Below are 26,938 nucleotides of genomic sequence, written 5' to 3' on the forward strand. Positions count from 1 at the left end.
GCCGAGCGTCAGGGATTGTTTTTACTTTTCGTCACTAGGCGATTCTATGCATATAAGCCGGCAGGTCTGGATCGGGCAGCACAGCAAGCACTTTCAATCGCTGCCGCGTGCGTGTTTCGCCGTTCCTGAGGTGCGCCGCAAGCGCTTCGGACGCTGCGTCGAACTTTCCTTGCAACAACAGTTCAATGACCGTCCGGTGCTCGGTTAGCGTGCCCATTTCGGGATGCAAGCGGAACGCGTCATAGAAGGCGTGATTGACGATCAACGGCATGTGCGCATGGCTGATCGTCGCGAGCAGTTTGCGGTTCGATGCGCCCGCGAGAAACGTGTCGTGCAGCGTGGTTTCGAGGTGATGCAGCGCCGCGGCATGAACAGAGTCCGGATCGTCGATGGCGCGTTCGATATCGCGCAACGCCGCTTCGAGCTTCTCGCGCGGCAGCGTCGGACCGCTGGCGCGCAACGCGGCCGGTTCGAGCAGCACACGCAGTTCGTAATCCTGCCGCACGGCGCGCGCGGTGAGCGGTCCGCACAGCCAGTGCGAATACGCTGACTTTTCGACGAGTCCCCGATCGCGCAGACGGTTGAGCACTTCGCGCACAGTGCCGCGGCTCACGCCGAACGCTTCGGCCGCATGGCTCTCGTCGATGCGGAAATGCCCGAACACGATGCCCAACGAGATGGCGGCTTCGAGCGAGTCGTAGATGCGCTCGGCGTTGGTCGGAATATCGAGCGGCTCGGGCGGACGGTCGAAGGCCAGCGTTTCTTCGGAGATGGGCGCACGCAGCGGTTCCGGCGCGCTGCCGTCCGCACGCGCGACGAGATAGCCGCGCCCTTCGAAGGTGATGAGCAAGCCGCCCGCGTGCAGCATCTCGAACGCCTTTCGCACCGGCACGCGGCTCGTGCCGAAAATTCGTGCGACCGGCCCTTCCAGCAGCACGAGTCCCGGCGCGATATTGCCAAGTGCAATCGCCGATTTCAGTTGATCGTGAATCACGCGGTAACGAAGACGGCTGTCGGCTTCGGGCGAGACATCGGTCGAGCCGATGTCGGGCAGCCGGCGCGTTGCCGCGTCGGGTCGTGAAGATCGGGTGGCGCCTGCGCGTCTTGTCATCGTCGAACGAACTTCGCCTTCAGGACCGCATGAATTCGGTCCAGCGGCGCACGAGGTAGTTGTGCTCATCCATCACCGAATCCCAGACCGCGATTCGGCTCATGCGCGCGAGGTAGCTGCCGCCGTCCCGCATCTGACCCACGGGCACCAGATGCTTGCTGGTGGGGCCGGGAAGGTCGGCGCTCGCGCGGGCACCATCGTACCAGTAGGACCATTCGGCGGCGTCCATGTGCGCGCGCGAGCGTTCCGGATTGGAGATGTAGAAGCCCTGCCGCGCCACCGTCGCGCCTGCCCAACCTTCCTGCCACCAGTTCAGATAATCGTACGCGGCATCCAGCACACGGCCATGCGCGAGCCGCGATATGCCGATACCCCCAAACCACGCGCGATAACCCTCGCGCGGCCGAGCCAGCCGGAACTTCAAGCCCGCGCGCTCCAGTTCGATGGTCGCCGGCGACCAGATGCTTTGGATCGCCACCTTGTTCGCGATCATCAGTTGCGCGGCTTCGGCGAAACTCGACCAGAAGCCCGCGAAGTGCCCTCGCCGCTTGTAGTCTTTGAGAATGGCGATCAGCCCGTCGATTTCCTCGATATCCAGATTGCCGATGTCGTCGAAGCGCATGAGCCCGCTCGCTTCGACAGCCAGCGCCGCATCGATCGCGCCGATGGCGGCATCCGCCTGCAATGCGACGCGTCCTGACAACTCTGGCGCGAGTAACCACGCCCAGCTCTCGTCCGTTTCGGTGAGGGAGGCAGGCATGGCGTCTTCGAGATAAACGAAGCTGTCCGCGTTGTGCGTGAGGGGCAGCATGCTGATGCGCTCGCTCGCCTCGCGTCCGAGCGATCCGTCCGGCTGCACGTACAGCCGGTCGGCGGGCGCGCAGCCGGCGTTCGTGGCTTGATGTGCGGGATCCATCTGCCCCGTGCGCGGCAGGGCGTTGACTTCATTCCAGCGCCGGATGCGCGCCAGTTCGATGGGTTGCAGCGCGTGCGTCGGCCACACGCAGTCGAGGCTGTGGAACCACTGGTCGTAAAGCTCGTAGCGGTCGGGATGCATCGCGCCGTCGCGCTGTACCGCGCCGCCATCCTGCACGATAAAACGCAGCCGGATGCCGAGATCCTGCTCCGCGCGTTTGCGGATGTGCTCCTGCAGCGTCACGGTCGTGCCGAGCACCCGCAACTCGACTTTGGACGGATGCACGGCAGGCGCGGACGGACTTGGACGGACGGGTTTCAATCGACGGTTTCGGCTGTTCGGAGATGCCGGCACAGACGCCGGTAGGAATCGGCCACGGTCTCGCGCGTGAGACCCTGCGCGATGAAAACGAGCCGCGAACGACGCGCGCCTTCATCGGGCCACGCATCGAGATGCAAAACGGGGTGCACGAGATGATGCACGGCATGCACGACGACCGGTTGTGCCACACCGGTCAAGGCGAGTATGCCCTTGACGCGCAGAATGTTATCACCGTGGCGGTTGAGCAGCAGCGTGAGCCAGAGCGTGAACACGGGCCAGTCGAGCGGTGCATCGAACTCGATGCAGAAAGCGTTGAGCGCCTCCAGGCCTTCGCGGTGCCCGGGCATTGCGTTCAGTCGCGCGAGCGGGTTTTCGACCTCGCCGCGCGCGTCGTGCTCGCGCATGCCGGCGCGCCGCACGAAATCGGCGAAGTCGTGCGCGTTCGCCGCTTCGTCCAGGACGATCGATGCATCGGCGTCGTTCGTTCGCCATGCGATCCGCGCTGCCGGATTCAGTTGCGCAAGAGTCTTTTCGAGCACGCAAGCATCGCCCGCGAGATCCGCCTTGCTGATGACGATACGATCCGCCGCCGTGACCTGTGCGAGCCATTCCGGATGCCGCATGCGTTGCTGCCCCGCGTTCACGGCATCGACGACCGTGACGATCGCGGCAATCGAATAATGGCTCGACACGATACGGTCGCCCAGAAGCGTCGCGACGATCGGCGCGGGCGTCGCCAATCCCGTCGTTTCCAGTACGACGCGCGAGAACGGCGGCACTTCACCACGCGCGCGGCGCGAGAACAGCGCGGCGAGCGCATCCTTCAGTTCGCCGCGAATGGCGCAACAGACGCAGCCGTTGTCCAGTAATACGGTCTGCGCATCCACTTCGCCGATCAGCAGATGGTCCAGCCCGACCTCGCCGAATTCGTTGACGAGCACGGCGGTGTCGCGCGCGGCCTCGCCCTTCAGGACATCGGCGAGCAAGGTTGATTTACCGCTGCCCAGAAAGCCCGTCACGATGGTCACCGGAATCACGTCGTAGGCGAGGCTCATGCGTGCGCCTCCTCAGCGTCCTCAGCGTCGTCATCGTCGTCATCGTCGTCATCGAACAGGGTCAAAGGATCGAGCGGACGCCCGAGCATGCCTTCCGCCGCCTTCCACACCTGCATGAAGTCCTCGACGATGACCTGCGCGCCCGTCGGCGACGACAGCACGAACGACTGTCCGTGAAAATCCACGAGCTTCAGCCGGAAGCCTTCCAGCACACGGTTCGCATGCGCGACCTGCACGTACCGCTGCTGCCGCGCGCTCGCGCCTTCGCCCGCCGCCACCGTGTTCGACCAGTGGCGCCCGCCGCCGAGCAAACCGCACATACCGCACATTTCGCTGACTCCTTTCTTCAGGGCATGACATCGCCGGAATTGGGGCCGAGTGTCTGGCCGACGAACAGGTTGCCGCCGGGATCGGACGCGAGCAGCACGGCCGTCGGCGCGACTTCCTCCGCGCGGCCGAAGCGCCGCAACGGCAATTCCTTCGATTTCGCTTCCTTCCACGCTGCGCTGATGCCATCCACGAGCGGCGTCTCGATAGGACCCGGCGCAATCGCGTTCACGAGCACATTGTCGGGCGCGGCTTCGAGCGCGAGCGACTTGGTGAAGCCGATCACGCCCGCCTTCGCCGCCGAATAATGCGTGAGTTCCGCGCCGCCCTTGATGCCGAGCTGCGACGCCACGTTGATGATGCGCCCCCAGCGTTGCGCCGTCATCGACGGCAACGCGCGCCGCGAGCACAGGAACACGCTGCGCAGATCGACGCGCAGCATGTCGTCCCACATCCGCGTGGTGAGGTCGGTGCAGCGCGCCTGCGTCAGCATGCCCGCGTTGTTGACGAGAATGTCGATGCCGCCATACGCCGCAATGCAACGATCGACGATGCCGTGCGCGCCCGCTTCATCGCCCACATCGGCGATGACGGTGTCTACCTGCGCGCCGCTCGCGCGGCACAGGTCGGCGTGCGCGGCGAGACGCGCTTCGTTGAGGTCCGCGAGCACGAGGCGCGCGCCCGACTGCGCGTACGCCAGCGCAATCGCCGCGCCGATGCCGCTTGCCGCGCCGGTGACGACGGCGCGGCGGCGATCGAGTGAAAATGCCGATGCCATATCGTTGAGCGTCCTGTATGCGATGAATCAGCCTGGCCAGCGCACGGTCAGCCCGCCGTCCGCGATGATCGACTGGCCCGTGATGTACGACGCCTCCTCGCTCGTGAGATAGCGAATCAGCGAAGCGATTTCCTGCGGCCTGCCCACGCGCCCGAGCGGAATGCCCTTCGCGGCTTCGCGCAATCCGTCGGGTCCGAGCGAGTTCACGGCATCGAGCGATTGCGGCGTTTCGATGAGCCCCGGGATCACCGCGTTGCAACGGATGTTGCGGGGCGCAAGTTCCATCGCGATCGCGCGGCACAGGCCGGGCACGCCGGCCTTCGCCGCCGAATAGTGCGTGTGGTTCTCCCATCCGTACACGCCGCCCGCGATCGACGACACCGCCACCATCGCGCCGCCGTCCGGCATGTGACGCGCCGCCGCGCGGAAAGTGCGCATCACGCCGGACAGATCGACATCGAGCATCTGATGCCATTGCGCGTCACTCATCTCCGTCAGCGGCGACGCGCGCAGCAGCCCCGCATTCGCCACCGCGTAATCGATGCGCCCGAAGCGCTCCATCGCCGCGTTCGCGAAGGCTTCGACCTGCCCGGCCTGCGTGACGTCGACCGCATGCATCAGGCACTCGCCTCGCGCTTGCTCGACGGCATGCGCGGTGGCCTGCGGATCGTGCGGATCGCCGGGGAAATAACCGCCCGCGACCGCCACGCCGATCTGCGCGTACGCCACCGCCAGCGCCTGCCCGATACCGCTCGCCGCACCCGTAATCAAAGCTACTCTCACAGCATTCCTCCAGTCGGATTATTTGTTTTCGGCGGGATCGACGTGCCGCGCGAACAGGATCAGCACGCCGGACAGGAAACACGGCACCGCGCCGAACCAGAGCGCCGCGTGCAGCCAGTCGCCGCCGTGGCTGAGCATGTAGGTGACGCCGACGCCCGCGAGGATCGCGCCGATGGGGCCCATCGCGTGGACGATCGAACTGCCGGTGCCGCGAATGGCCGTGTGATAGCTCTCGCCGATGAAAAACAGCGCCGCCGAATACGGTCCGATCAGGAAGAACAGCCCGAGGCTGTATAGGGCGACCACGACGCCCGCGCTGCTCGGCCCGAACAGCATGCCCGCGAAAGCGAGCCCCCCGCACATCCAGCCGATGGCGAGCGTGTTGCGCCGCCCGATCTTGTCGCCGATGAAACCGTGGCTCAGATAGCCGCAATAGCCGATCACGTTCGACAGCACGAGAATCAGGAGCGAGTTTTCGAACGACACGTTATGTACCTGCGTGAGCACCGTGGTGCCGAGCACGCTGAACACCTGAATGGCCGACCAGTTCAGCAGAATGCCGCCGCCGAGCACGAGCGTCGCACGCAGCGCGCTGCCTCGGAACGCTTCGGCGAGACCGGCGCGGGCGTGCTCTTCGTAATCGACGGAATGGGTGCTCGCGAGCGAGCGCGCTTCGCCGTCCTGCCCTGCTTCGCGCAACTGCTTGATGCGCTTGTGCAGCAGGAATTGCGGGCTTTCCTTGAGCCGCCGTGTCATGAAGAAAATGACGATGGCCGGAAACGTCGCGAAGATGAAGCAGCCCTGCCAGCCGATGCGTGGCAACAGCAGCGCCGTCAGGCCCGAGGCGATCAGCGCGCCGATCGGCCAGCCGCCTTGCACGAGGCTATATATGAAGCCCTTGTTGCGATTGAGCTTCGGATCGTTCGCGGCCGAATACAGTTCGTTGAGATATGTCGCGTTGACGGTTTCCTCGGCGTAACCGAGACCCGACAGCGAGCGGATCAGCACCAGCGGCACCTGTCCCATCGCGCCGCCGACGACGGTCAGGCCCGAACATACCGCCGCCCCCGCGACCGTCCACAGGAGTCCCGCCTTGCGGCCCAGCCTGTCGAGTAACGGCCCGATGGCGAACGCGATCACCGCCGTGCCGATGGCGACCAGCGTGGCGATCTCCGCCTGCGCCGCCGCGTCCCAGTTGTAGTGCTTGCCGATTTCCGGCAACAGCGTGCCGAACAGAATGAAGTCGTAGACCGCAAAAACCCAGGCGAAGAACGCGACGACCGTCGCCCGCTTCACATCGGACGGCAGGATCTGTTCGAGCCTGAAGCCCGAAGCAGATAACGGATTCTCTTTCATCGTGTTGCTCCTCTGGAGCTCGGGAGTGGACATGGTCGGGACTCGTGTCGGTCGGTTTGGGGGCGAGGTCAGGACTGGCGGGGATGACGCCGCAGGAAGTCATCGGCGATTTCGTCGCAGGTGCAAAAGCGCACGCCCGCGTGCTTGCGCAAGTGCGCGATCAGGCGTTCGAGCATCAGCAGCACCTGCGGCCGGCCGGAGACGTCGGGATGGATCGTGATAGGGAACACCGCGTAATCGTGTTCGCGGTATACCCAGTCGAACTGGTCGCGCCACATTTCCTCGATATGACGCGGATTGACGAAGCCGTGGCTATTGGGCGCTTTCTTGATGAACATCATCGGCGGCAGGTCGTCGAGATACCAATTGGCGGGAATTTCGACGAGATCGGTTTCGCGGCCGCGTTGCAGCGGCTTCATCCATGTGTCGGGATGCTTGCTGTAGTCGATCTTCGTCCACGAATCGCCGACGCGCACGTAGTACGGGTGAAAGTCGTTGTGCATCAAACTGTGGTCGTACTTGATGCCTTTCTTCACCAGCAATTCGTTGGTCACGTTGCTGAACTCCCACCAGGGCGCGACATAGCCGGTGGGCCGCTTCCCGCTCAGCTTCGTCACCAGTTCGATGCTGCGGTCGAGCACCGCTTCTTCCTGCTCGGGCGTCATCGCAATCGGGTTTTCGTGGCTGTAGCCGTGGATGCCGATTTCATGTCCCGCGTCGGCAACCGCCTTCATCTGCTCGGGAAAAGTTTCGATCGAATGTCCGGGAATGAACCACGTCGTCCTGATCTTTTCGCGTTCGAAGAGCTTCAAGAGACGCAGCGAACCGACTTCGCCCGCGAACAGGCCGCGCGAGATGTCGTCGGGCGAATCCTCGCCGCCGTATGAGCCGAGCCAGCCCGCCACCGCATCCACGTCGATGCCGAATGCGACCAGAATTTCCTTAGCCATCTTGATGTTCTCCTTTGAGCGATTGAGCGATTCAGTTCAGGCCGACCGTCTGCTCGACGGCCAGCGCGAGCGCGATGAGCGCATCGTCGTCGTTTTGTGCGCGCATGAGTTGCACGCTGGTGGGAAGGCCCGTCGCGTCGACGCCCGTGGGCATCGCGAAGGCGGGTGTATCGAGGAAGCTGCCGGGCATCGTCATCGACAGCGTCTCGAGGTTCACGCGGGCGAAGCGTTCCGGATCGGCTTCAAGGGACGCGCATTCCGGCGCAACGTGCGGCAGCGTCGGAAGGAGCAGCGTCGCGCCCGCGAGTTCGTCGCCGAACCGGGCGATGAGACGCTCCCGGTCCGCGAGCAACTCGCCGAGACGCGATGAAGGCACACCGCGGCTTAGTTCCAGTCGCGTGCGCACGCGCTGGTCGATGCGCTCGGCATCGGCGGAATCCAGCACGCCGCGGTACGTCTCGAAGGCTTCGAGCGATCCGAACCAGCCGCGCTCGCCAATGAGATCGCAGGCGGCGTCGAAGGCGACGACCGGCGCCTCGTCCATGCGCGCGCCGGCTTTAGCCAGTCGAGCCAGGAAGCGCATGAAGTTGCCCGCGACTGCGTCGGTCACCGCGAAACGCGCCTGCCATCCGGTCGGCACGACGAAGCGCTGGCCACGCAGGTCGCGCAACGCGCCAACGGCTTCGCGGCCACGTACGACGGCGTCGAAGGCGGCGCAGTCGGCGGCTGTACGGGCGAGCGGGCCGATGGTGTCGGCGGACCGTGACAGGCCGGTCATGCCCTGCTGCGCATAGCGCGCCCGGCTCGCGCGGTAGCCGACGACGCCGTTCAGCGCGGCGGGCACGCGGATGGAGCCGGCGGTATCGGTGCCGACGGCGATCGGCACGACGCCCATCGCTACCGCGATCGCCGAGCCCGACGACGAGCCGCCCGGCGCGCGATGCCCGCCACCCTCGACGGTTGCGTCGAAGGCGGGATTGAAAGGCGTGCCGAAGTGCGGGTTCAGCCCAAGGCCCGAGTACGCGAATTCACTGAGGTTCGTCTTGCCGATGCCGACCAGTCCCGCGCGCACGCTCGCCGCGACCAGTGGCGCATCTACGGTTGCCGGAGCGCGGGCGCGGAACAGCGCCGACCCCGCCGTCGTGACGCTGCCCGCGATATCGAACAGGTCCTTCCAGGCGATCGGCACGCCGTCGAGCGCGCTCGCGGGGCATCCGTCGCGCCAGCGCGCGGCTGCGGCGCGGGCTTCATCGAGTGCGCGGGCTTCGTCGATGGAGACGAAGGCGCTGTTTGCGTCGCGCGCGGCGGCGAGCGATTGGCGCACGACCTCTTCGACATTTGCGCTTCCGTCCGCATACGCGGCGGCGAGCGTTACGGCGGACGCTGTTTGGGCAGGCTGAGTCGGCAATCGAAGCTCCTCGACCAAAATGTATTTCGTCAACAACATCCGTTTACGATGCAAACGCCAAAAAAAAACGGCAACCGAGGGATTACCCTTAGTTGCCGCTGGCGCCCTGCGTCGCGGATCGGTAGGGCTTCCCAGGCCGATCGGGCGGCGATCCGTCCATGCGCGAAGATATATTCGGTGGTTAGAACGGGCGCGATTTGGGCAAGGTTCCTCACGGGCCGGGCCAGGCGCCTGCAAAGAGAGTCAAATCGAAAGGAAACCTTAAGGAGACGGCAACGTGGTTTGGCGGCAAGAGCGAACTGCTCTCTCTCTCATTAAGCGACATTGCCCCGACGAGGTAATGCCCGCCTCCAGCGACCATCGCACGCTGCGCAAGAACAGCATCGTTTATCGGCCTGACGAATCGAGCGAGCATGTCTATCTGCTCAAGAGCGGCAGCGTCAGGCTTTACCGTTCGACCGAGGACGGACAGGATGCCGAAGGAGTTCGACGAAGACATCGAGCCGAAGCGGATCGACGCCATCGTGCATTTCGCGGCCATTGCGCGCCTTCTCGTCACGACGGACAACGAGGTGTTCCGCATTGCCGTGATGGGCACGTACAACATATTCGATGCGGCATCGAAGTACGGCATCCGCAAGGTGATCGTCGCCTCCAGCGAGACGACGTATGGCGCAGTGTTCGCGCGGACAGCTATGCCACATCGAAGTCATCAACGAAGTCACGGCGAAGGCGTTTCATGTGCGCACGGGAGCGGACATTTACTGCCTTCGCATTGGCCACGTGCCTGTCCGCGAGCCGAGAAGATCTCTTCGCACTCAGTCTGTGCCCGCCACTATGCAAATGCCTGGCGCGTCGTATTAACAAACCAATCCGACGCATCTTTTATGGCGCTCCAAGCCATCGCGAAGCGTTTCCATAGCAGCGCTTCTCATCCGCCGCTGCGGCCGGGTTTGTCGTCACCGATCCATTGATCAATTCAGGATCAAAGCTGCCCCCGGCCCGTGCCGCGGCAGCACACGCGTCGGAAGCATTCACGCAACTTTGAGCAAGACTCGAGGCGCCCTGTGCTGACCGCGAAGTGCGAATCGCCCGATGGCTTGTCACACACGAGACATATCGACCGCGATATGGCTCGCGCAATTTCCCTTGCTACCAATCCGAAGCCGATATTTAATAGCGATGGATTCCTCACGTCTTTTTCAAGGTGCTCGTCGCATCGGGTGCGCGCCACGCTCGACGCACGCTATTGCTCTAGCGACACCTCATTCAATGCTAACTCCCGGCGCCTATATTTCGTTGCATCCGAAGCACGAACGAAGGGAGCAACAGCGTGGACAACCCATTCGACGACGATCAGGGCACGTTCCGTGTCCTGATCAACGAATCGCAGCAGCGCTCGCTCTGGCCCGCTCATCTCGACGTTCCGGACGGCTGGACAGTGGAGTATCCAGACAGTTCGCGCAGGCAATGCCTGGACTACATCGAACAGAACTGGACTGCACGGTCCTGATGATTCTCGATCTGGGAGTGGGAAATGGCCAAGCACATTGTGAAAGTGATCGACCTTGTTCCGGGACGCAGCGTACAGCTTCCGTCCATCGATAATGAAACGCTCGGCCGCGGGCAATTCTGGAGCGACTATGTCTGTGCTCAGAAACCCGTTGTCATCAGGCGGGCTGTGCGCAACTGGCCCGCTCTTCAGAAATGGAATGCACCGGGTTATCTGGAAGCATTGACGGATAGCGAAGTCGGCGTCTCCGATGCGTTCAACGCCTCGCCCACCGGCCTCTGGTATGCAAATCTCCCGAAGCTGAAACTCGGTCAGGCCATCACGCGTCTGCGCAATGCAGGGCCGGACGAGACACATGCGATTCGCGCGTTGCCTATTCCGGCGGAATGGAAGCCCGATCTCGGCCATTACGATTTTCTCGAAGCAGAGCGCGATCGACCGCCGCGCGCCTACGCGCAAGACCGGCTCTTCATCTATCGGAATGCTTCAACCGAATGGCATTACCATACGACCGACGAGACGCTGACCACGCAACTCATCGGGACCAAGCGCATTTCCATGTTCAAGCTGTCCAGCGAAGACTGGCAGGCGTATGCCGTGCCGATCAAGTCCAATCTTCATCACATGGATGACAGCGCGCGCTTTTTTCCCGCGGATGGTGCACTGACGAAGTTCGAAGCGACGCTTGCGTCCGGCGACGTTCTCTATATTCCGCCGTTCTGGTGGCATGGCGTCGATCCCGCCGATAGCGATTTCGGCATCACACTCGCTCATTGTTTCAGAACGCCGCTCAATCGCATCGGTTCATTGAGCGATCCCGCCGTGAAAGACGTCATCCACGCGCAGCAAAGCGCGATGCTCGCGTTCCGCATGAGAGCGTTCGTCGCCCTCGGTTCGCTATCCCGACTCGTGACTTCGTGAGTTTCATATCCGCACCCGCGGACGATCGAGGCGCATTTTCGTCCCTCCTCGCCGCCGGATCAGTCTGACGAACACGCAGGGATCTGTGCCAGGTGGACCCGCGCGCGAACGCGCGTGCGCTTCTTCCACCGCGTTCTGGTGACCCTGTCCTTGACCATCGCTTTCCAGAGCACGCGCGTGCTCTCAACTACGGATCGACGCCATGCACGGTTTTCCCATCACGCCTGCTCAATCGGGCATCTTCTTTCGGCAGCAATTCGATTTGCACGATCCGCGCTTCAATCTGGCGCAACTCACGGAGATCATCGGGCCGCTCGATGTCGATGTGCTTCAGGCTGCGCTGCGGCAAACCGTCGACGAAGCCGAAGGCATGCGCGTGCGCCTGCTCGTCACCGACGGCTTGCCGCGTCAGATCGTGCCCGATGAGCCGTTGCACTTCACGCTGCGCGTCGTCGATGTAAGCGACGCACCCGATCCGCTGGAAGCGATCGATCGCGATGTGCAGACCGCGCTCGCCACGGCATTCGATCTCGGTCATTGGCCGCTATTCGATGCGCAGCTTTTTCAGGCGAGCCCCACGCGCTTTTTCTTCTTTCAGCGGATTCACCATGTCGCGTTCGATGGATTTTCGTTCCTGCTTTTCACGCAGCGGCTCGCAGCCGTCTATTCGGCACTGATCGAAGGACACGATCCCGCGCCGTCCGGCTGGGCGCCCCTTGCCAATCTGCTCGACAGCGACGCAGCGTATCGCGCATCCGGCGCCTTCGAAAGCGATCGGCAGTTCTGGCAGGAATACATGGAGGATTGCCCCGAGCCTGTGATCCTCTCGGCGTGCATGGCGCCCGAGCCGATGCCTGCCCACGCGTATTCGCAGGCGAGCGCGCAAATCCGTCTATCGCCCGACACGACCGCGCGCATGCGCGAGATGGCCGCACGCAACGGCACCACCTGGCCGCAAATCATGACGGCGGTGATGGCCGCCTACGTCGCACGTCTGAGCGGCCAGCCCGAAGTGGTGCTTGGCTTGCCCGTCACCGCACGCGTCGGGCGTCTGGCGAGAAGCGTGCCGGGCATGTTGTCGAATGCGCTGCCGTTGCGCGCGATCGTCGACGAACGCACGACCATCGTCGATCTTCTCGATGCCGTGTCACGGCAGAGCCGCCGGGTGCTGCGTCATCAACGCTATCGCGTGAAAGATATCCGGCGCGATGTGGGCCGCATCGAAGCCGACAGGCCGCTTTTCGGTCCCACCGTGAACATCATGCCGGAGTACAGCCGCGCGCTGAACTTCGCGGGCTGCCTCATCGGCTCGAATCGCTCGTTCTATGGCACGCCCGATGATCTCGCGCTGATCGTGCATGACCAGGGCGATGAACTCGGCATCGAATTGATGTTCGATGGCAATCCGTTGCTCTATACGCCCGAGTCCGTGGATGCGCACGCGCGCCGCTTCACGCGTCTCCTCGAACAAGTGCTCGATCAGCCCGATGCGCCGCTGCATACGCTTCAGCTTGTGCTGCCAGAAAGACAGGCGCTGCTCGAACGCTGGAACGACACAGCCGCGCCGTATCCCGAGCATGAGTGTATTCATCGGCTTCTGGAGCAGCAGGCCCGGTTCACGCCCGACGCCGTCGCACTCGTCTGCGATGGCGCATCGCTCACGTTTGCGCAGCTCAATGCGCGTGCGAACCGGCTCGCGCATCGGCTGATCGCGCTCGGCGTGCGTCCCGAAGATCGCGTCGCGTTGTGTATGGAGCGCGGCATCGGCGCAATTGTCGCGTTGTTCGGCATACTCAAGTCGGGCGGCGCGTACATTCCGCTCGATCCGGCTTATCCGGGGGAGCGCCTGAGTTACATACTCGGCGATGCCTCGCCCCTGTTGCTGGTCGCCGATGCGGCGGGCCGTCACGCGCTCGGTGATATCGGTGCGCTTGCGGTGCTCGATCCCGATGCATCGCTCGACGATGCGCTGCCGCAAACCGATCCGCATGTGCCCGGCCTCGCCTCGCATCATCTCGCGTATGCGATCTACACGTCCGGGTCGACCGGCAAGCCCAAGGGCGTCATGGTCGAGCATCGGCATGTGATGAATCTGCATCATGCGTTGCAATCGACAGTGTTCGCGCATTGCACGCCGCATGCTGGCGTTACGCTGAACGCGAGCATCGCCTTCGATGCGTCCGTGCAGAACCTTACCGCGTTGCTGTCCGGACATCGACTCGTCGTCGTTCCCGCCGATGTGCGCACCGACGCGATGGCGCTCGTCGATTTTCTCGATACATCTGATATCGACGTTTTCGACTGCACGCCGACGCAACTCGAATCGCTGTTCTCCGCTGGTCTGCTCGAACGACGGCAAACGCCACTGACCGTGCTCGTCGGCGGCGAACCACTCACCCCGCAGACGTGGAGCCGTCTCGCGCGTGCACAAGGCATACGCGCGTTCAACGTCTATGGTCCGACCGAGTGCACGGTGGATGCGACCTTCGCGGAGATCACGCACGAACAGGCGCAACCGGTCATCGGCAAGCCGCTCGCCAACACGCGCACCTATGTGCTCGACGCGCGGCGTCGCGTGGTGCCGCCCGGCGCCGTGGGCGAACTGTATATCGGCGGCGCGGGTGTTGCGCGCGGCTATCTGAATCGTCCTGAGCTCACGGCCGAGCGCTTTCTCGACGATCCCTTCGTGCCGGGCGCGCGCATGTACCGCACCGGCGATCTCGCCCGATTTCATCTCGACGGCAACATAGAATTCCTCGGACGCAACGATCTGCAGATCAAGATTCGCGGCTTTCGCATCGAGCCCGGTGAGATCGAGACGCAGATCGCGAGTCATCCGGCGGTGCGCGATGCCGTGGTGATTGCGCGTTCGCGCACGCCCGGCTCGCAGGATCAGCAACTCATCGCCTACGTCACCGCGCGCGATGAATTCGGCATCGATGCAAGCGGCTTGCGCGAGCATCTGAGTTCGCGTCTTCCCGACTACATGACGCCCGCCGCGTTCGTCACGCTCGATGCGCTGCCGCTTACGCCGAGCGGCAAGCTCGATCGCCGCGCGTTGCCCGATCCGCAAGCCGACGCCTTCGCGCTGCGTCCCTTCGAAGCACCGCAAGGTCGCACCGAAAGCGCGCTCGCCGATCTGTGGGCTGAGCTGCTGGGCATCGAACGTGTCGGCCGGCATGACAATTTTTTCGCGCTCGGCGGCCACTCGCTGCTCGCGGTGACGCTCATCGAGCGCTTGCGGCGCATCGGGCTGCAAGCGAGCGTGCGCGATCTCTTCGCGACGCCCGTGCTCAGCGCATTCGCCGATGCCATCGATTACGCCGCGCCGAAGTCCGACATCGTCGTGCCGCCCAATGCCATCACGGCCGCGAACAGCGCCATCACGCCGGACATGCTGCCGCTCATCGCGCTGACGCAGGCGGATATCGATCGCATCGTCGATCAGGTGCCTGGCGGGATCTCCAACATTCAGGATATCTATGCGCTCGCGCCGCTGCAGGAAGGCATCCTGTTTCATCACATGCTCACGACCGAAGGTGATCCGTATCTGCAAACGGCTCGCCTCGCGTTCGACAGCCGCGCCCGTCTCGATGCATGGGTCGATGCGTTGCAACAGGTCGTCGCGCGGCATGACATTCTGCGCACCGCGTTCGTTCACGAAGGCGTGACGACGGCAGCGCAGGTCGTCCTGCGTCACGCGCCCGTGACGATCGTTGAGGTCGACGATCTGACGCATCGTTTCGATGCGCGCACGCAGCGCCTCGATCTCGCTCGTGCGCCCTTGATGCAGATCGCGATCGCACGCGAGGCGTGCGGTGATCGCTGGCTGATGCAATTGAACTGGCATCATCTGATCGGCGATCATGCGACGCTCGAAGTCATGCATGCGGAAATCGGCGCGATTCTCGATGGCCGCGCGCACGCGTTGGGCGCGGCGCAACCATTCCGCGACCTCGTCGCGCAGGCCCGGCTCGGTGCGAACCGTGAAGCGCAGGAAGCCTTTTTCCGCGACACGCTCGCCGATGTCAGCGAGCCCACGTTGCCGTTCGGCTTGACCGATGTGCATCACGACGGCTCGGCCGTCGCCGAAGCGCACATCACGCTGCCCGCAGAGCTAGATGCACGTCTGCGCGCGCAGGCCCGGCATATCGGCGTGAGTCTCGCGAGTCTCTGTCATCTCGCGTGGGCGCGCGTGTTGAGCGCGGGGAGCGCGCTCGATTCCGATGGGCGCGTCGTATTTGGCACCGTGTTGCTCGGACGCATGCAGGCGGGCGTCGATCAGGCGCTCGGGCTCGTGATCAACACCTTGCCGGTTCGCCTCGACATCGACGACGCTTCCGTCGCGGACAGCGCGCGTCTTGCGCATGACCGTCTTGCCGCGCTGCTGCAGTATCAGCATGCCCCGCTCGCGCTCGCTCAACGGTGCAGCGGCGTTGCCGCGCCCGCGCCGCTCTTCAATGCGCTGCTCAACTATCGTCATAATCGCGCATCCGACGAACGGCACACCGCCTTCGATGGAATCGAACTGCTCGGCGCCGAAGAGCGCACGAATTATCCGCTGACGCTGTGCGTCGACGACAACGGCGATAGTCTCGGCCTCATCGCGCAGACCGTCGCGCCGCTGTCGCCCGAACAGCTCTGCGGATATATGGCACAGGCGTTGTCGAGCCTTGCGCAGGCACTCGAAGAGGCGCCGCAAACGCCGGTGAACCAGCTCGATGTCGTGCCGCCCGAGACGCACGACTTGCTGGTGAAGACATGGAACGATACGGCTTCGTATCCATCGGACATGTGCATTCATCAGCTCTTCGAGCAGCAGGCGAGGCGCGTGCCCGACGCGGTCGCGCTCGTCTTCGAAGATCAATCCATGACCTATGCGCAACTCAACGCGCGGGCGAACCGGCTCGCGCATCGTCTGATCGCGTTGGGCGTGGGGCCGGAAGATCGCGTCGCGTTATGCGTTGAGCGTGGCATCGGCATGATGGTCGCATTGCTCGCGATCCTCAAGTCGGGTGGCGCTTATGTGCCGCTCGATCCCGCTTATTCGGGCGAGCGCTTGAGCCACATTCTCATCGACTCGACACCGCGCCTGTTGCTCGCCGATGCCGCCGGCCGCGCGGCGCTCGGCGATACGGGCACGCTCACCGTGATCGATCCCGATGCATCGCTCGACGACGAAATCGGGCAAGACGATCCACTTACAGCCGTCGCTCCGTCGCATCTCGCTTACGTGATCTACACGTCCGGTTCGACCGGCAAGCCCAAGGGCGTGATGATCGAGCATGCGCAGATCGTTCGTCTCTTCGATGCGACGCACGACTGGTTCGGTTTCGATGAACGCGATGTTTGGTGTCTGTTCCACTCGTTCGCCTTCGATTTCTCGGTCTGGGAAATGTGGGGCGCGCTGCGTTATGGCGGCAAGCTCGTGATCGTGCCGCAACAGGTTGCGCGTTTCACGCCCGACTTTATTCGACTCCTTCAGCAGGAACGCGTGACCGTGCTGAATCAGACGCCCAGCGCATTTCGTGCACTGATACAGGCGCAGGAAACGAACGATGCGCCCACCGCGTTGCGTTATGTCGTGTTCGGCGGCGAGGCGTTGAATCCTTCGATGCTGGAGACGTGGTACGCACGTCATTCGGATCGGCAGCCGCGCCTCGTCAACATGTACGGCATCACCGAGACGACCGTGCATGTGACTTATCGACCGCTCGATCGCGAAGACTGCGCGGACAGCCACAGCCCGATCGGCGTGCGCATTCCCGACCTGACGATCTATCTGCTCGATGCGCAACAGCGGCTCGCGCCTGTCGGTGCGGTGGGCGAGTTGTATGTCGGAGGCGCGGGCGTGGCGCGCGGCTACCTCAATCGGCCCGAGCTGACCGCCCAGCGTTTCATCGACGATCCGTTCGTTCCGGGCGCGAGGCTCTATCGTACGGGCGATCTCGGACGGTATCGGCCCGATGGCAGTCTGGAGTTTTTCGGGCGCAACGATCATCAGGTCAAGATTCGAGGCTTTCGTATCGAGCTGGGTGAGATCGAAGCGCAGATTGCCAGTCATCCGGCGGTGCGCGAAGCCGTCGTCATTGCGCGTGCGCGCGATGAAGCGACGCAGGATCAGCAACTCATCGCCTATATCACCGGCGTTTCAGACACCGATACGAGCGATCTTCGCGAGCATCTCAGTTCGCGTTTGCCGGATTACATGGTGCCATCCGCGTTCGTGACGCTCGATGCCTTGCCCCTTACGACAAACGGCAAGCTGGATCGCCGCGCGCTGCCCGATCCGCAATGGCAGAACCTCGCCGTGTATGTCGCGCCGCGGACATCGCTTGAAACATCGCTTGCGGAGTGCTTTGCCAGCGTGCTCGGCCTCGAACGCGTGAGCATCTTCGATGACTTCTTTGCGCTCGGCGGTCACTCGTTGCTCGCGACGCAACTCGTCTCGCGACTGCGCGAAGCCCTGTCGGTCGAACTGTCCTTGCGCACGCTCTTCGATGCGCCAAGCGTCGCGGCGCTCGCCGACGCGCTGGAGGACACGGCTCGTCAACCCGGTGCGCGACCGCCCTTGCAAGCGTTGCCGCGTCCCGTGCAACTGCCGCTGTCGTTCGCGCAGGAACGCTTGTGGTTCCTCGATCAGCTCGATCCGGGACAATCGACGTACAACATACCGGTCGCCGTGCGCCTCTCGGGCTCGCTCGATGTTCACGCATTCGAAACAGCGTTGAACGCACTCGTGGCGCGTCACGAGAGCCTGCGCACATCGTTCGTGGAGCACGACGGCCAGGCAGTGCAATGCATTGCTTCCAGCCTGAAGATCGCGCTGCCGCTCATCGAACTCGATGAACGCGTCGCCGATGAGCAAAGCGCCGAGGTCCTCCGCCTTGCGCAAATCGAAGCCTCACGCGCCTTCGATCTCCAGCATGGACCGCTGCTTCGCGCGCAATTGCTGCGTTTGTCATCCGCTGAACACGTCCTGTTGTTCACGATGCATCACATCGTCTCCGATGGCTGGTCTATCGGCGTGCTCGTTCGTGAACTCGGCGCATGCTATACGGCTGCAGTGCGCAAGGAGCCGGTTGCGCTCCCGCCCTTGCCTGTCCAATACGCCGACTTTACGATATGGCAGCGTGCCTGGCTCGCCGATGCGGAACTGGAGCGTCAGACGCAATACTGGCGCGATCGTCTTGCCGATCTCGCGCCGCTGGATTTGCCTCTCGACCGTCCGCGCCCCGCACAGATCAGCGGACGCGGCGCAACGTTGCCTTTCGCGCTTAGCCCCGCGTCATGTGAACGGCTATATGCGTTCGCGCACCGCGAAGGCGTCACGCCTTTCATGCTGCTGCTTGCCGTGTTCCAGACGCTGCTTGCGCGACTGTCCGGACAGAACGATGTCGCCGTAGGCTCGCCCATCGCCAATCGCACGCATGCGCAGATCGAGCCGCTCATCGGCCTGTTCGTCAACACGCTCGTGTTGCGCACCGATCTTTCGGGGTCGCCCTCGTTGCGTACGTTGCTTGCGCAAGTCCGCGATACGACGCTCGCTGCTTACGCGCATCAGGACTTGCCGTTCGAGAAGCTCGTCGAAGCGCTCGCGCCGGTTCGCGACACCAGCCGCACCGCGTTGTTTCAGGCAATGTTCGTGTTGCAGAACGCACCCGCGGAGCCGCTCGCCTTGCCCGGACTCACGCTCGAGTTGCTGCCGCCGGCCGAAGCCGGCGCCAAGTTCGATCTCACATTGGACCTGACTCATACGCAAGACCATCTGACCGGCAGCCTGAACTACGCTACCGACCTGTTCGACGAACGCACCATCGCGCGCTTCGGCGAGCGCTTCGCGCGCTTGCTCGAACAGGCGCTCGATCAGCCCGATGCACCGCTCTTTGGGCTCGAGCTCGTGCTGCCCGAGGAACACGCGCTCCTCGAACGATGGAACGACACGGCAACGGCCTATCGCGACGATGTCTGTATTCAACAGCTCTTCGAAGAGCAAGTCCGGCGCACGCCCGATGCGCTCGCGCTCATCTTCGCGGATCAGTCGCTCACGTACGCGCAGCTCGATGCGCGTGCGAACCGGCTTGCGCATCGGCTGATCGCGCTGGGCGTGCAAGCGGAAGATCGCGTCGCGTTCTGCATGGCGCGCGGCATCGGCGGAATCGTCGCGTTGATGGCGATACTGAAGGCAGGCGGCGCGTATGTGCCGCTCGATCCTGCCTATCCAGGCGAACGGCTGACGCATATCCTCACCGATGCGATGCCTCGTCTGCTCATTGCCGATGCCGCCGGTCGCGAAGCATTGGGCGACACGGGTTCGCTCACGGTCATCGATCCCGATGCAGCGCTCAACGACGCGTTCCCGCAGCACGATCCGCGCCCGAACGTCGGGCCGAACAACCTCGCTTACGTGATCTACACATCGGGTTCGACCGGCAAGCCCAAAGGCGTTGCGATCGAGCACGGAACGCTCGTCGCGTCCACCTTCGCGCGGCACCGGTTCTATGAGCGCGCATCGAACGAACGCTTCCTGCTGCTGTCGTCGCTCGCTTTCGACAGCTCCGTCGCGGGCCTCTTCGGCACGCTCACGAACGGAGGCTGTCTTGCGCTCGTAGATCTCGATACCGCGCGAGACCCGGACGCGATCATCCAACTGGTGCGGCATCGCGACATCACGCGTGTGTTGTGCGTGCCGTCGCTCGGCCAGGCCATTCTCGACAGCATGTCGTCGAGCGATGCTCATAAGCTCCGCGAGATCATCGTCGCGGGCGAAGCGTGCCCGCCGGGACTCGCGAAGCAAAGCTCGACGCTGCGCCGACCGGTCGCGCTCTACAACGAATACGGTCCCACGGAAGCGACGGTTTGGGCGACCGCGTATCGGTGCCTGCCGGAAGAGTCGAACCCGGTGCCCATCGGCCGTCCCATTGCGAACACGCGCATTTATCTGCTCGATGCCGAGCGCCGCTTGATGCCTGTCGGCGCCGTGGGCGAACTCTATGTCGGCGGCGCGGGTGTTGGGCGCGGCTATCTGAATCGTCCCGAACTCAGCGCCGGGCGCTTTCTCGACGATCCCTTCGTACCGGGCGGGCGCATGTATCGCACCGGCGACATCGCACGCTATCGCGCCGATGGCAACATCGAATTTCTCGGACGCAACGATCATCAAGTCAAGATTCGCGGCTTCCGCATCGAGCTCGGCGAGATCGAAGCGCAGATCGCCAGTCATCCGTCGGTACGCGAGGCCGTCGTCATCGCGCGTGCGCGGCATGAAGCCACGCAGGATCAACAGCTCATCGCGTACGTCACCGGCACGGACGAGATCGATGCAAGCGTGTTGCGCGAACATCTTGCATCGGGCTTACCCGATTACATGGTGCCCTCGGCCTTCGTCGTGCTCGATGCCTTGCCGCTGACGCCCAACGGCAAGCTCGATCGTCGCGCATTGCCCGCCCCGCAGTGGCAGGACCAGGCCACCTATGTCGGGCCGCGCACATCGCTAGAAGATGCGCTCGCGCAATGCTTTGCCAGCGTGCTCGGCCTCGAACGTGTCAGCGTGTTCGATAACTTCTTCTCGCTGGGCGGCCATTCGCTGCTGGCCACGCAACTCGTGTCGCGCGTACGTCAGGCGCTTTCCATCGAGTTGCCGCTGCGTGCCTTGTTCGATGCGCCGAGCGTTGCCGCGCTTGCCGAAGTGCTTGCGCTCGACGAACCTTCCCGCGTCGCGAGCGCCTTGCCGCCTTTGCAAGCACGCGAGCGGCCCGCTCGTCTGCCGCTGTCCTTCGCGCAGGAACGTGTGTGGTTCCTCGAACAACTCAATCCGGGACAATCCGCCTACAACATTCCGGTCGCGGTGCGTCTGAACGGAGCACTCGATGTGCCGTCATTCGAAACCGCGCTGAACGCCCTCGTGGAGCGTCACGAAAGCTTGCGAACGACGTTCGCGCAACACGACGGACAGGCCGTGCAATGCATCGCGCCGCACTTGCACATCGCGCTGCCGGTCATCGCGCTCGATGCGCTCGCTTCCGATGCACAAGCCGCCGAACTGCGTCGACTCGCGCAGGATGAAGCCACGCGCGCATTCGATCTTCAGCGCGGTCCTTTACTTCGTGCGCTCTTGCTGCGTCTTGCGCAACACGAACATGTCTTGCTGTTCACGATGCATCACATCGTCTCCGATGGCTGGTCGACGGGCGTGCTCGTGCGTGAACTCGGCGCGGGCTATGCGGCTGCATTGCGCAATGAACCTCTCTCACTGCCGCCACTGGCCGTGCAATACGCCGACTTCACCTTGTGGCAGCGCGATTGGCTGGCGGGTGCCGAACTCGAACGTCAGACGCAATACTGGCGCAATCAGCTTGCCGAACTCGCACCGCTGAACCTGCCCGCCGATCGCCCACGTCCATCGCAAATGAGCGGACGCGGCGCGAGCGTGCCATTCGCGGTGAGTGCCGCGTTGTGCAATCGGATCGACGCGCTTGCGAATCGGGAAGGCGTCACGCCTTTCATGCTGCTGCTCGCCGTGTTCCAGACGCTGCTTGCGCGGCTATCCGGTCAAAACGACGTCGCCATAGGGTCGCCTATCGCGAACCGCTCGCATGCGCAGGTCGAGCCGCTCATCGGCCTGTTCGTCAACACGCTCGTCTTGCGCGCCGATCTTTCGGGATCGCCGTCGCTGCGTGAATTGCTCGCGCAAGTGCGTGGAACGACGCTCGCCGCTTACGCGCATCAGGACTTGCCGTTCGAGAAGCTCGTCGAAGCGCTCGCGCCGGTTCGCGATACCAGCCGCACGGCGTTGTTCCAGGTGATGTTCGTCCTTCAAAATGCGCCGATGGAGCCGCTCGCGCTGCCCGGCCTCACGCTGGAAGTAATGCGCCCCGCCGATGCTGGCGCGAAGTTCGATCTCACGCTGAACCTGACGCAAACACAAGATCATTTGCGCGGCACGCTCGCATACGCGGCCGACCTGTTCGATGAGCAAACGATCGTGCGCTTGGGCGAACGCTTCACGCGTCTGCTCGAACAGGCGCTCGATCGACCCGATGCGCCCTTGCATGCGCTCGAACTGGTGCTGCCCGAAGAGCATGCGTTGCTCGAACGATGGAACGACACGACCGCGGCGTATCCCGAAGATGTGTGCATCCATCGTCTGTTCGAACAACAGGTTCGACGCTTGCCTGAAGCAATCGCGCTTGTATTCGAAGACGAATCGCTCACATACGCCGAACTCAATGCGCGCGCGAATCGGCTTGCGCATCGGCTGGTCGCGCTCGGGGTCCGGCCGGAAGATCGGGTCGCGCTGTGCATGGAGCGAAGCATCGGCATGATCGTCGCGTTGATGGCGATACTGAAGGCAGGCGGCGCTTACGTGCCGCTCGATCCGGCTTATCCGGGCGAACGACTGAGCCACATCCTCACCGATGCAGCGCCGCGTCTCCTGCTCGCCGATGCTGCGGGCCGTGAAGCATTGGGCGACACGGGCGCGCTCGTCGTACTCGATATCGATGCATCGCTCGATGACGCGCTGTCACAAGAGAACCCGCAAACGAACGTCGCGGCGCATCATCTCGCCTACGTCATCTATACCTCCGGCTCCACCGGCAAGCCCAAGGGCGTGATGGTCGAGCATCACCATGTCGTGAATCTGCATTACGCGCTGCAATCAACGGTGTTCGCACGTTGCGCCGCCCGCTCCGGCATCGGCCTGAACGCAAGCATCGCGTTCGATTCTTCGCTGAAGAGCCTCACCGCGCTGCTTGCAGGTCATCGGCTGATCTTGATTCCCGCCGACGTGCGCACCGATAGCGCGGCGCTCATCGAGTATCTGAACAACGCCGATATCGACGTCATCGACTGCACGCCGACTCAACTCGATGTCATGCTCGCCAGCGGCTTGCTCGAGCGTCGACACTCGGAGCTGACCTTGCTTATCGGCGGCGAAGCGATCACGCAACAGACGTGGAACAGGCTCGCGCTAGCTGACCGGATTCGCGCGTTCAACGTCTATGGTCCGACCGAATGCACCGTCGATGCCGCGCTCACGGAAATCACGGCCGATCAGATGCAACCGGTTATCGGCAAGCCGATTGCCAACGCGCGCATCTATCTGCTCGACGCGCACCTTCAGTGGGTTCCGCCGGGCGCGATTGGTGAGTTGTATATCGGCGGCGCGGGCGTATCGCGTGGTTATCTGAACCAGCCCGATCTCACGGCCGAACGTTTCATCGATGATCCGTTCATCGCCGGCGCGCGCATTTATCGAACGGGCGATATCGCGCGTTATCACGCCGATGGCAATATAGAGTTTCTCGGACGCAACGATCACCAGGTCAAAATACGCGGTTTTCGTATCGAGCTCGGCGAGATCGAGACGCACGTCGCCAGTCATCCGTTGGTGCGCGAGGCCGTCGTCATCGCCCGCATGCGGCATGAAAAGACGCTGGATCAGCAACTCGTCGCATATGTCACGGCAACTGGCGATATCGACATTGACGAACTTCGGGAACATGCGAGTTCGCGTCTGCCCGACTATATGGTGCCGTCGGCTTTCGTGCTGCTCGACGCGTTGCCGCTGACGCCCAACGGCAAGCTCGATCGTCGCGCACTGCCCGATCCGCAATGGCAAGACCTCGCCGCGTATGTCGCGCCGCGCACCTTGCTCGAACACACGCTCGCGCAGTGCTTCGCCGATGTGCTCGGCCTCGAGCGCGTGAGCGTCCTCGACAACTTCTTCTCGCTCGGCGGTCATTCGCTGCTTGCTACGCAACTCGTCTCGCGCTTGCGTCAGACGCTTGCGATCGAGCTGCCCTTGCGTACGCTGTTCGATGCGCCTAGCGTCGCCTCGCTTGCCGAAGCGCTTACGCTCGATGCGCCTTCCGATCGCGCGAGCATCTTGCCGCCTTTGCGGACCCGTGAGCGCCCCACGCATCTGCCGTTGTCTTTCGCGCAGGAACGTTTGTGGTTCCTAGAGCAGCTCAACCCGGGGCAGTCTACGTATCACATTCCAGTGGCCGTGCGTCTCAGCGGATCGGTCGATGTTCGCGCGTTGCAGAGCGCGATGGATGCGCTCATCGATCGACATGAAATCCTGCGCACATGCTTCGCCCAACACGATGGTTTGCCGGTTCAACGCATCGCGACGCAAGCACGGATCACCTTGCCGCTGATCGCGCTCGATACGCTCGATGCCGATGCGCAAGCCACCGAAGTCCGCCGCCTGGCACAAGACGAAGCAACACACGCATTCGATCTTGCACGCGGTCCGCTGCTTCGTGCTGGATTGCTGCGCCTGTCTGCGCGAGAGCATGTCCTGCTGTTCACGATCCATCACATCATCTACGATGGCTGGTCGACTGGCGTGCTCGTGCGTGAACTCGGCGCGTGCTACACGGCGGCGTTGTCGAACGCGCCTGCTGCGTTGCCGCCGCTCGACGTGCAGTATGCCGACTTCACCTTGTGGCAGCGCGACTGGCTCGCCGGCGCCGAACTCGAACGACAGACACGCTATTGGCGCGATCGGCTCGAGGGGCTCGCGCCGCTCGATCTGCCGACCGATCGCCCTCGGCCGTCGCACATCAGCGGGCGCGGCGCAAGCTTGCCCTTCGCTCTGAGCCCGGTGCTTTCCGAGCGGCTGATCGGGCTCGCGCAAGGTGAAGGCACGACGCCCTTCATGCTGCTGCTCGCCGTCTTCCAGACGCTGCTCGCGCGTCTATCCGGTCAAACGGATATCGCAGTCGGCTCGCCGATCGCCAATCGCACGCACGCGCAAGTCGAGCCGCTCATCGGCCTGTTCGTCAATACGCTGGTCATGCGCGCGGATCTTTCCGGTTCGCCTTCGTTGCGTACGTTGCTCACGCAAGTGCGCGATACGACGCTCGCCGCTTACGCGCATCAGGACCTGCCGTTCGAGAAGCTCGTCGAAGCACTCGCGCCGGCTCGCGATACCAGCCGTACGGCGCTCTTCCAGGTGATGTTCGTGTTGCAGAACGCACCGGCGGAGCCCCTCGCCTTGCCCGGACTCACGCTCGAGTTGCTGCCTCCGTCCGAAGCCGGCGCGAAGTTTGATCTCACGTTGAAGCTCGCGCACACGCAAGGGCGCTTTGCTGGCAGCCTGAGCTACGCGTCCGATCTCTTCGACGAGCGCACGATTGCAAGGCTCGGGGAACGCTTCGAGCGCCTGCTCGAACAGGCGCTCGATCAACCCGATGCGCCCCTGCATGCGTTCGAGATCGTGCTACCCGAAGAGCACGCAATGTTCAGGCGATGGAACGATACCGCCGCTGCGTATCCCGAGCATCTGTGTATCCATCAGCTTTTCGCTCAACAGGTGCGACGCTCGCCCGATGCAATCGGGCTCGTCTTTGAAAACGAGTCGCTCACGTATGCGCAACTCGATGCCCGCGCCAACCGGCTTGCCCATCATCTCATCGCGCTTGGCGTCGAACCAGAGCATCGCGTCGCGTTGTGCATGGAGCGCGGCATCGACATGATCGTCGCGTTGATGGCGATACTCAAGGCAGGCGCTGCGTATGTGCCGCTCGATCCCACCACGGTAGCGGAGCGTCTCAGGTACATGCTCGACGACGCCGATGTATCGCTGCTCGTGACTCAGACATCGCTTCTCGACGGTCTTTCAGATGTCGCGCGGGACGTGCCGATCGTCTGTCCTGACAAGGACGCGAGGCGTGTCCAAGCATGTCCCGATATCGAACCCGCCATCGACATGCATGCGCACTGCCCGGCTTATGTGATCTACACGTCCGGCTCGACCGGCAAGCCGAAGGGCGTCGTATTGAGTCATCGGAATCTCTCGAACTATTTGAGCGGCGTGCTCGCGAGGATGAACGTTCGAGCGCAGTCGAAGATGGCACTTGCTTCGACCATCGCGACCGATCTGGGCAATACGATTCTGTTCGGTGCGCTGGTCGCGGGCCACGAGCTGCATGTGCTGTCGAACGAGCGCACCACCGATAGCTATTTGTTCGGGCAATACATGCGTCAGCGCGGCATCGATGTTCTCAAGATCGTGCCCGGACATCTGCGCGCGCTCGTTGACGTCACGCTCGACACCGCCCCGGCATTGCCGACGCAACTGCTCGTGCTCGGCGGAGAAGCGACGCGCGCCGACTGGATCCGTCGCGTGCAGGCGCTGAAGCCCGGCATGCGCATTCTCAATCACTTTGGGCCGACCGAGACCACCGTGGGCGTGTTGACGCATGCCTATCACGACGCCATCGCATACGGCATGTCGATTCCCATCGGGAGACCGCTTGCCAACACGCAAGCCTACGTGCTCGATGAATCCTTGCGTCCTGTGCCACTCGGCGTGACGGGTGAGTTGTATATCGGCGGCGCAGGTCTGGCGAGTGGCTATCTGCGACGCTCGGCGCTCACCGCTCAGCGCTTCGTCGCCAATCCCTTCGAATCCGGCGAGCGCATGTACCGCACGGGCGATCTCGCGCGTTATCGTGCCGATGGCAACATCGAGTTCCTCGGCCGCAAC

12 protein-coding genes and 2 pseudogenes are annotated in these 26,938 nt (G+C 63.4%); 5 read left to right on the forward strand and 9 right to left on the reverse strand.

Features of this window, described 5'->3' with window-relative positions; genetic code table 11:
* Positions 1-34: 34 nt before the first annotated feature.
* The 9 genes from NCS58_RS33775 to NCS58_RS33815 are packed head-to-tail and all read right to left on the reverse strand — an operon-like array spanning position 35 to position 9,005.
* Positions 35-1,111 carry a GntR family transcriptional regulator gene (locus tag NCS58_RS33775; protein ID WP_250539034.1) on the reverse strand — a complete coding sequence of 359 codons (1,077 nt, stop codon included), beginning with the start codon at positions 1,109-1,111 and terminating at the stop codon, positions 35-37.
* A gap of 19 nt (positions 1,112-1,130) precedes the next feature.
* Positions 1,131-2,312, reverse strand: coding sequence for a PotD/PotF family extracellular solute-binding protein (locus NCS58_RS33780; protein ID WP_061117024.1), 1,182 nt, complete (start codon positions 2,310-2,312; stop codon positions 1,131-1,133).
* Positions 2,313-2,344: 32 nt separating this feature from the next.
* The gene (locus NCS58_RS33785) at positions 2,345-3,403 is read right to left on the reverse strand and encodes a GTP-binding protein (RefSeq protein ID WP_061117025.1); all 1,059 of its coding nucleotides are present in this window, start codon (positions 3,401-3,403) and stop codon (positions 2,345-2,347) included.
* Positions 3,400-3,732, reverse strand: a complete 333-nt coding sequence (locus NCS58_RS33790; protein ID WP_061117026.1) for a hypothetical protein — start codon at positions 3,730-3,732, stop codon at positions 3,400-3,402. Before NCS58_RS33790 ends, NCS58_RS33785 begins: the two co-directional genes overlap by 4 nt.
* Positions 3,733-3,749: 17 nt before the next feature.
* Positions 3,750-4,508 (reverse strand): SDR family NAD(P)-dependent oxidoreductase, encoded by a 759-nt coding sequence (locus NCS58_RS33795; protein WP_061117027.1) that lies wholly within the window; start codon positions 4,506-4,508, stop codon positions 3,750-3,752.
* Between the two features lie 27 nt (positions 4,509-4,535).
* Complete coding sequence (locus NCS58_RS33800) at positions 4,536-5,291, reverse strand: SDR family NAD(P)-dependent oxidoreductase (RefSeq protein ID WP_061117028.1); 756 nt, start codon at positions 5,289-5,291, stop codon at positions 4,536-4,538.
* Between the two features lie 18 nt (positions 5,292-5,309).
* On the reverse strand, positions 5,310-6,680 hold the full coding sequence (locus NCS58_RS33805) for an MFS transporter (RefSeq protein ID WP_250478519.1): 1,371 nt from the start codon (positions 6,678-6,680) through the stop codon (positions 5,310-5,312).
* A 35-nt stretch (positions 6,681-6,715) separates the two neighbouring features.
* Positions 6,716-7,597, reverse strand: a complete 882-nt coding sequence (locus NCS58_RS33810) for a polysaccharide deacetylase (RefSeq protein ID WP_061117030.1) — start codon at positions 7,595-7,597, stop codon at positions 6,716-6,718.
* A 31-nt stretch (positions 7,598-7,628) separates the two neighbouring features.
* Positions 7,629-9,005 (reverse strand): amidase family protein, encoded by a 1,377-nt coding sequence (locus tag NCS58_RS33815; RefSeq protein WP_250478520.1) that lies wholly within the window; start codon positions 9,003-9,005, stop codon positions 7,629-7,631.
* Between the two features lie 299 nt (positions 9,006-9,304).
* On the opposite strand from NCS58_RS33815, the pseudogene NCS58_RS33820 reads away from it, so the two are divergent.
* The 5 genes and pseudogenes from NCS58_RS33820 to NCS58_RS33840 form a co-directional block, all read left to right on the forward strand.
* Positions 9,305-9,480 (forward strand): annotated as a pseudogene (locus NCS58_RS33820) (cyclic nucleotide-binding domain-containing protein); the annotation flags it as partial.
* A gap of 1 nt (position 9,481) precedes the next feature.
* Positions 9,482-9,791, forward strand: a pseudogene (locus NCS58_RS33825) (NAD-dependent epimerase/dehydratase family protein); the annotation flags it as partial.
* A 547-nt stretch (positions 9,792-10,338) separates the two neighbouring features.
* Entirely contained in the window at positions 10,339-10,518 is a 180-nt protein-coding gene (locus tag NCS58_RS33830) for an MbtH family protein (RefSeq protein WP_061117032.1), read from the forward strand.
* A 24-nt stretch (positions 10,519-10,542) separates the two neighbouring features.
* Positions 10,543-11,439 (forward strand): cupin-like domain-containing protein, encoded by an 897-nt coding sequence (locus NCS58_RS33835; RefSeq protein ID WP_061117033.1) that lies wholly within the window; start codon positions 10,543-10,545, stop codon positions 11,437-11,439.
* A 202-nt stretch (positions 11,440-11,641) separates the two neighbouring features.
* Positions 11,642-26,938: non-ribosomal peptide synthetase (locus tag NCS58_RS33840; protein WP_250539035.1), on the forward strand; the 15,297-nt coding region annotated here is incomplete at its 3' end.

It is taken from the genome of Caballeronia sp. INML3B (assembly GCF_023631305.1).
GTDB lineage: Bacteria > Pseudomonadota > Gammaproteobacteria > Burkholderiales > Burkholderiaceae > Caballeronia > Caballeronia turbans.

Coding starts and splice junctions, on each gene's coding strand:
- NCS58_RS33775 (WP_250539034.1), bottom strand. CDS start 1,111: ATGACAAGACGCGCAGGCGCCACCCGATCTTCACGACCCGACGCGGCA.
- NCS58_RS33785 (WP_061117025.1), bottom strand. CDS start 3,403: ATGAGCCTCGCCTACGACGTGATTCCGGTGACCATCGTGACGGGCTTT.
- NCS58_RS33790 (WP_061117026.1), bottom strand. CDS start 3,732: ATGTGCGGTATGTGCGGTTTGCTCGGCGGCGGGCGCCACTGGTCGAAC.
- NCS58_RS33795 (WP_061117027.1), bottom strand. CDS start 4,508: ATGGCATCGGCATTTTCACTCGATCGCCGCCGCGCCGTCGTCACCGGC.
- NCS58_RS33805 (WP_250478519.1), bottom strand. CDS start 6,680: ATGTCCACTCCCGAGCTCCAGAGGAGCAACACGATGAAAGAGAATCCG.
- NCS58_RS33810 (WP_061117030.1), bottom strand. CDS start 7,597: ATGGCTAAGGAAATTCTGGTCGCATTCGGCATCGACGTGGATGCGGTG.
- NCS58_RS33835 (WP_061117033.1), top strand. CDS start 10,543: ATGGCCAAGCACATTGTGAAAGTGATCGACCTTGTTCCGGGACGCAGC.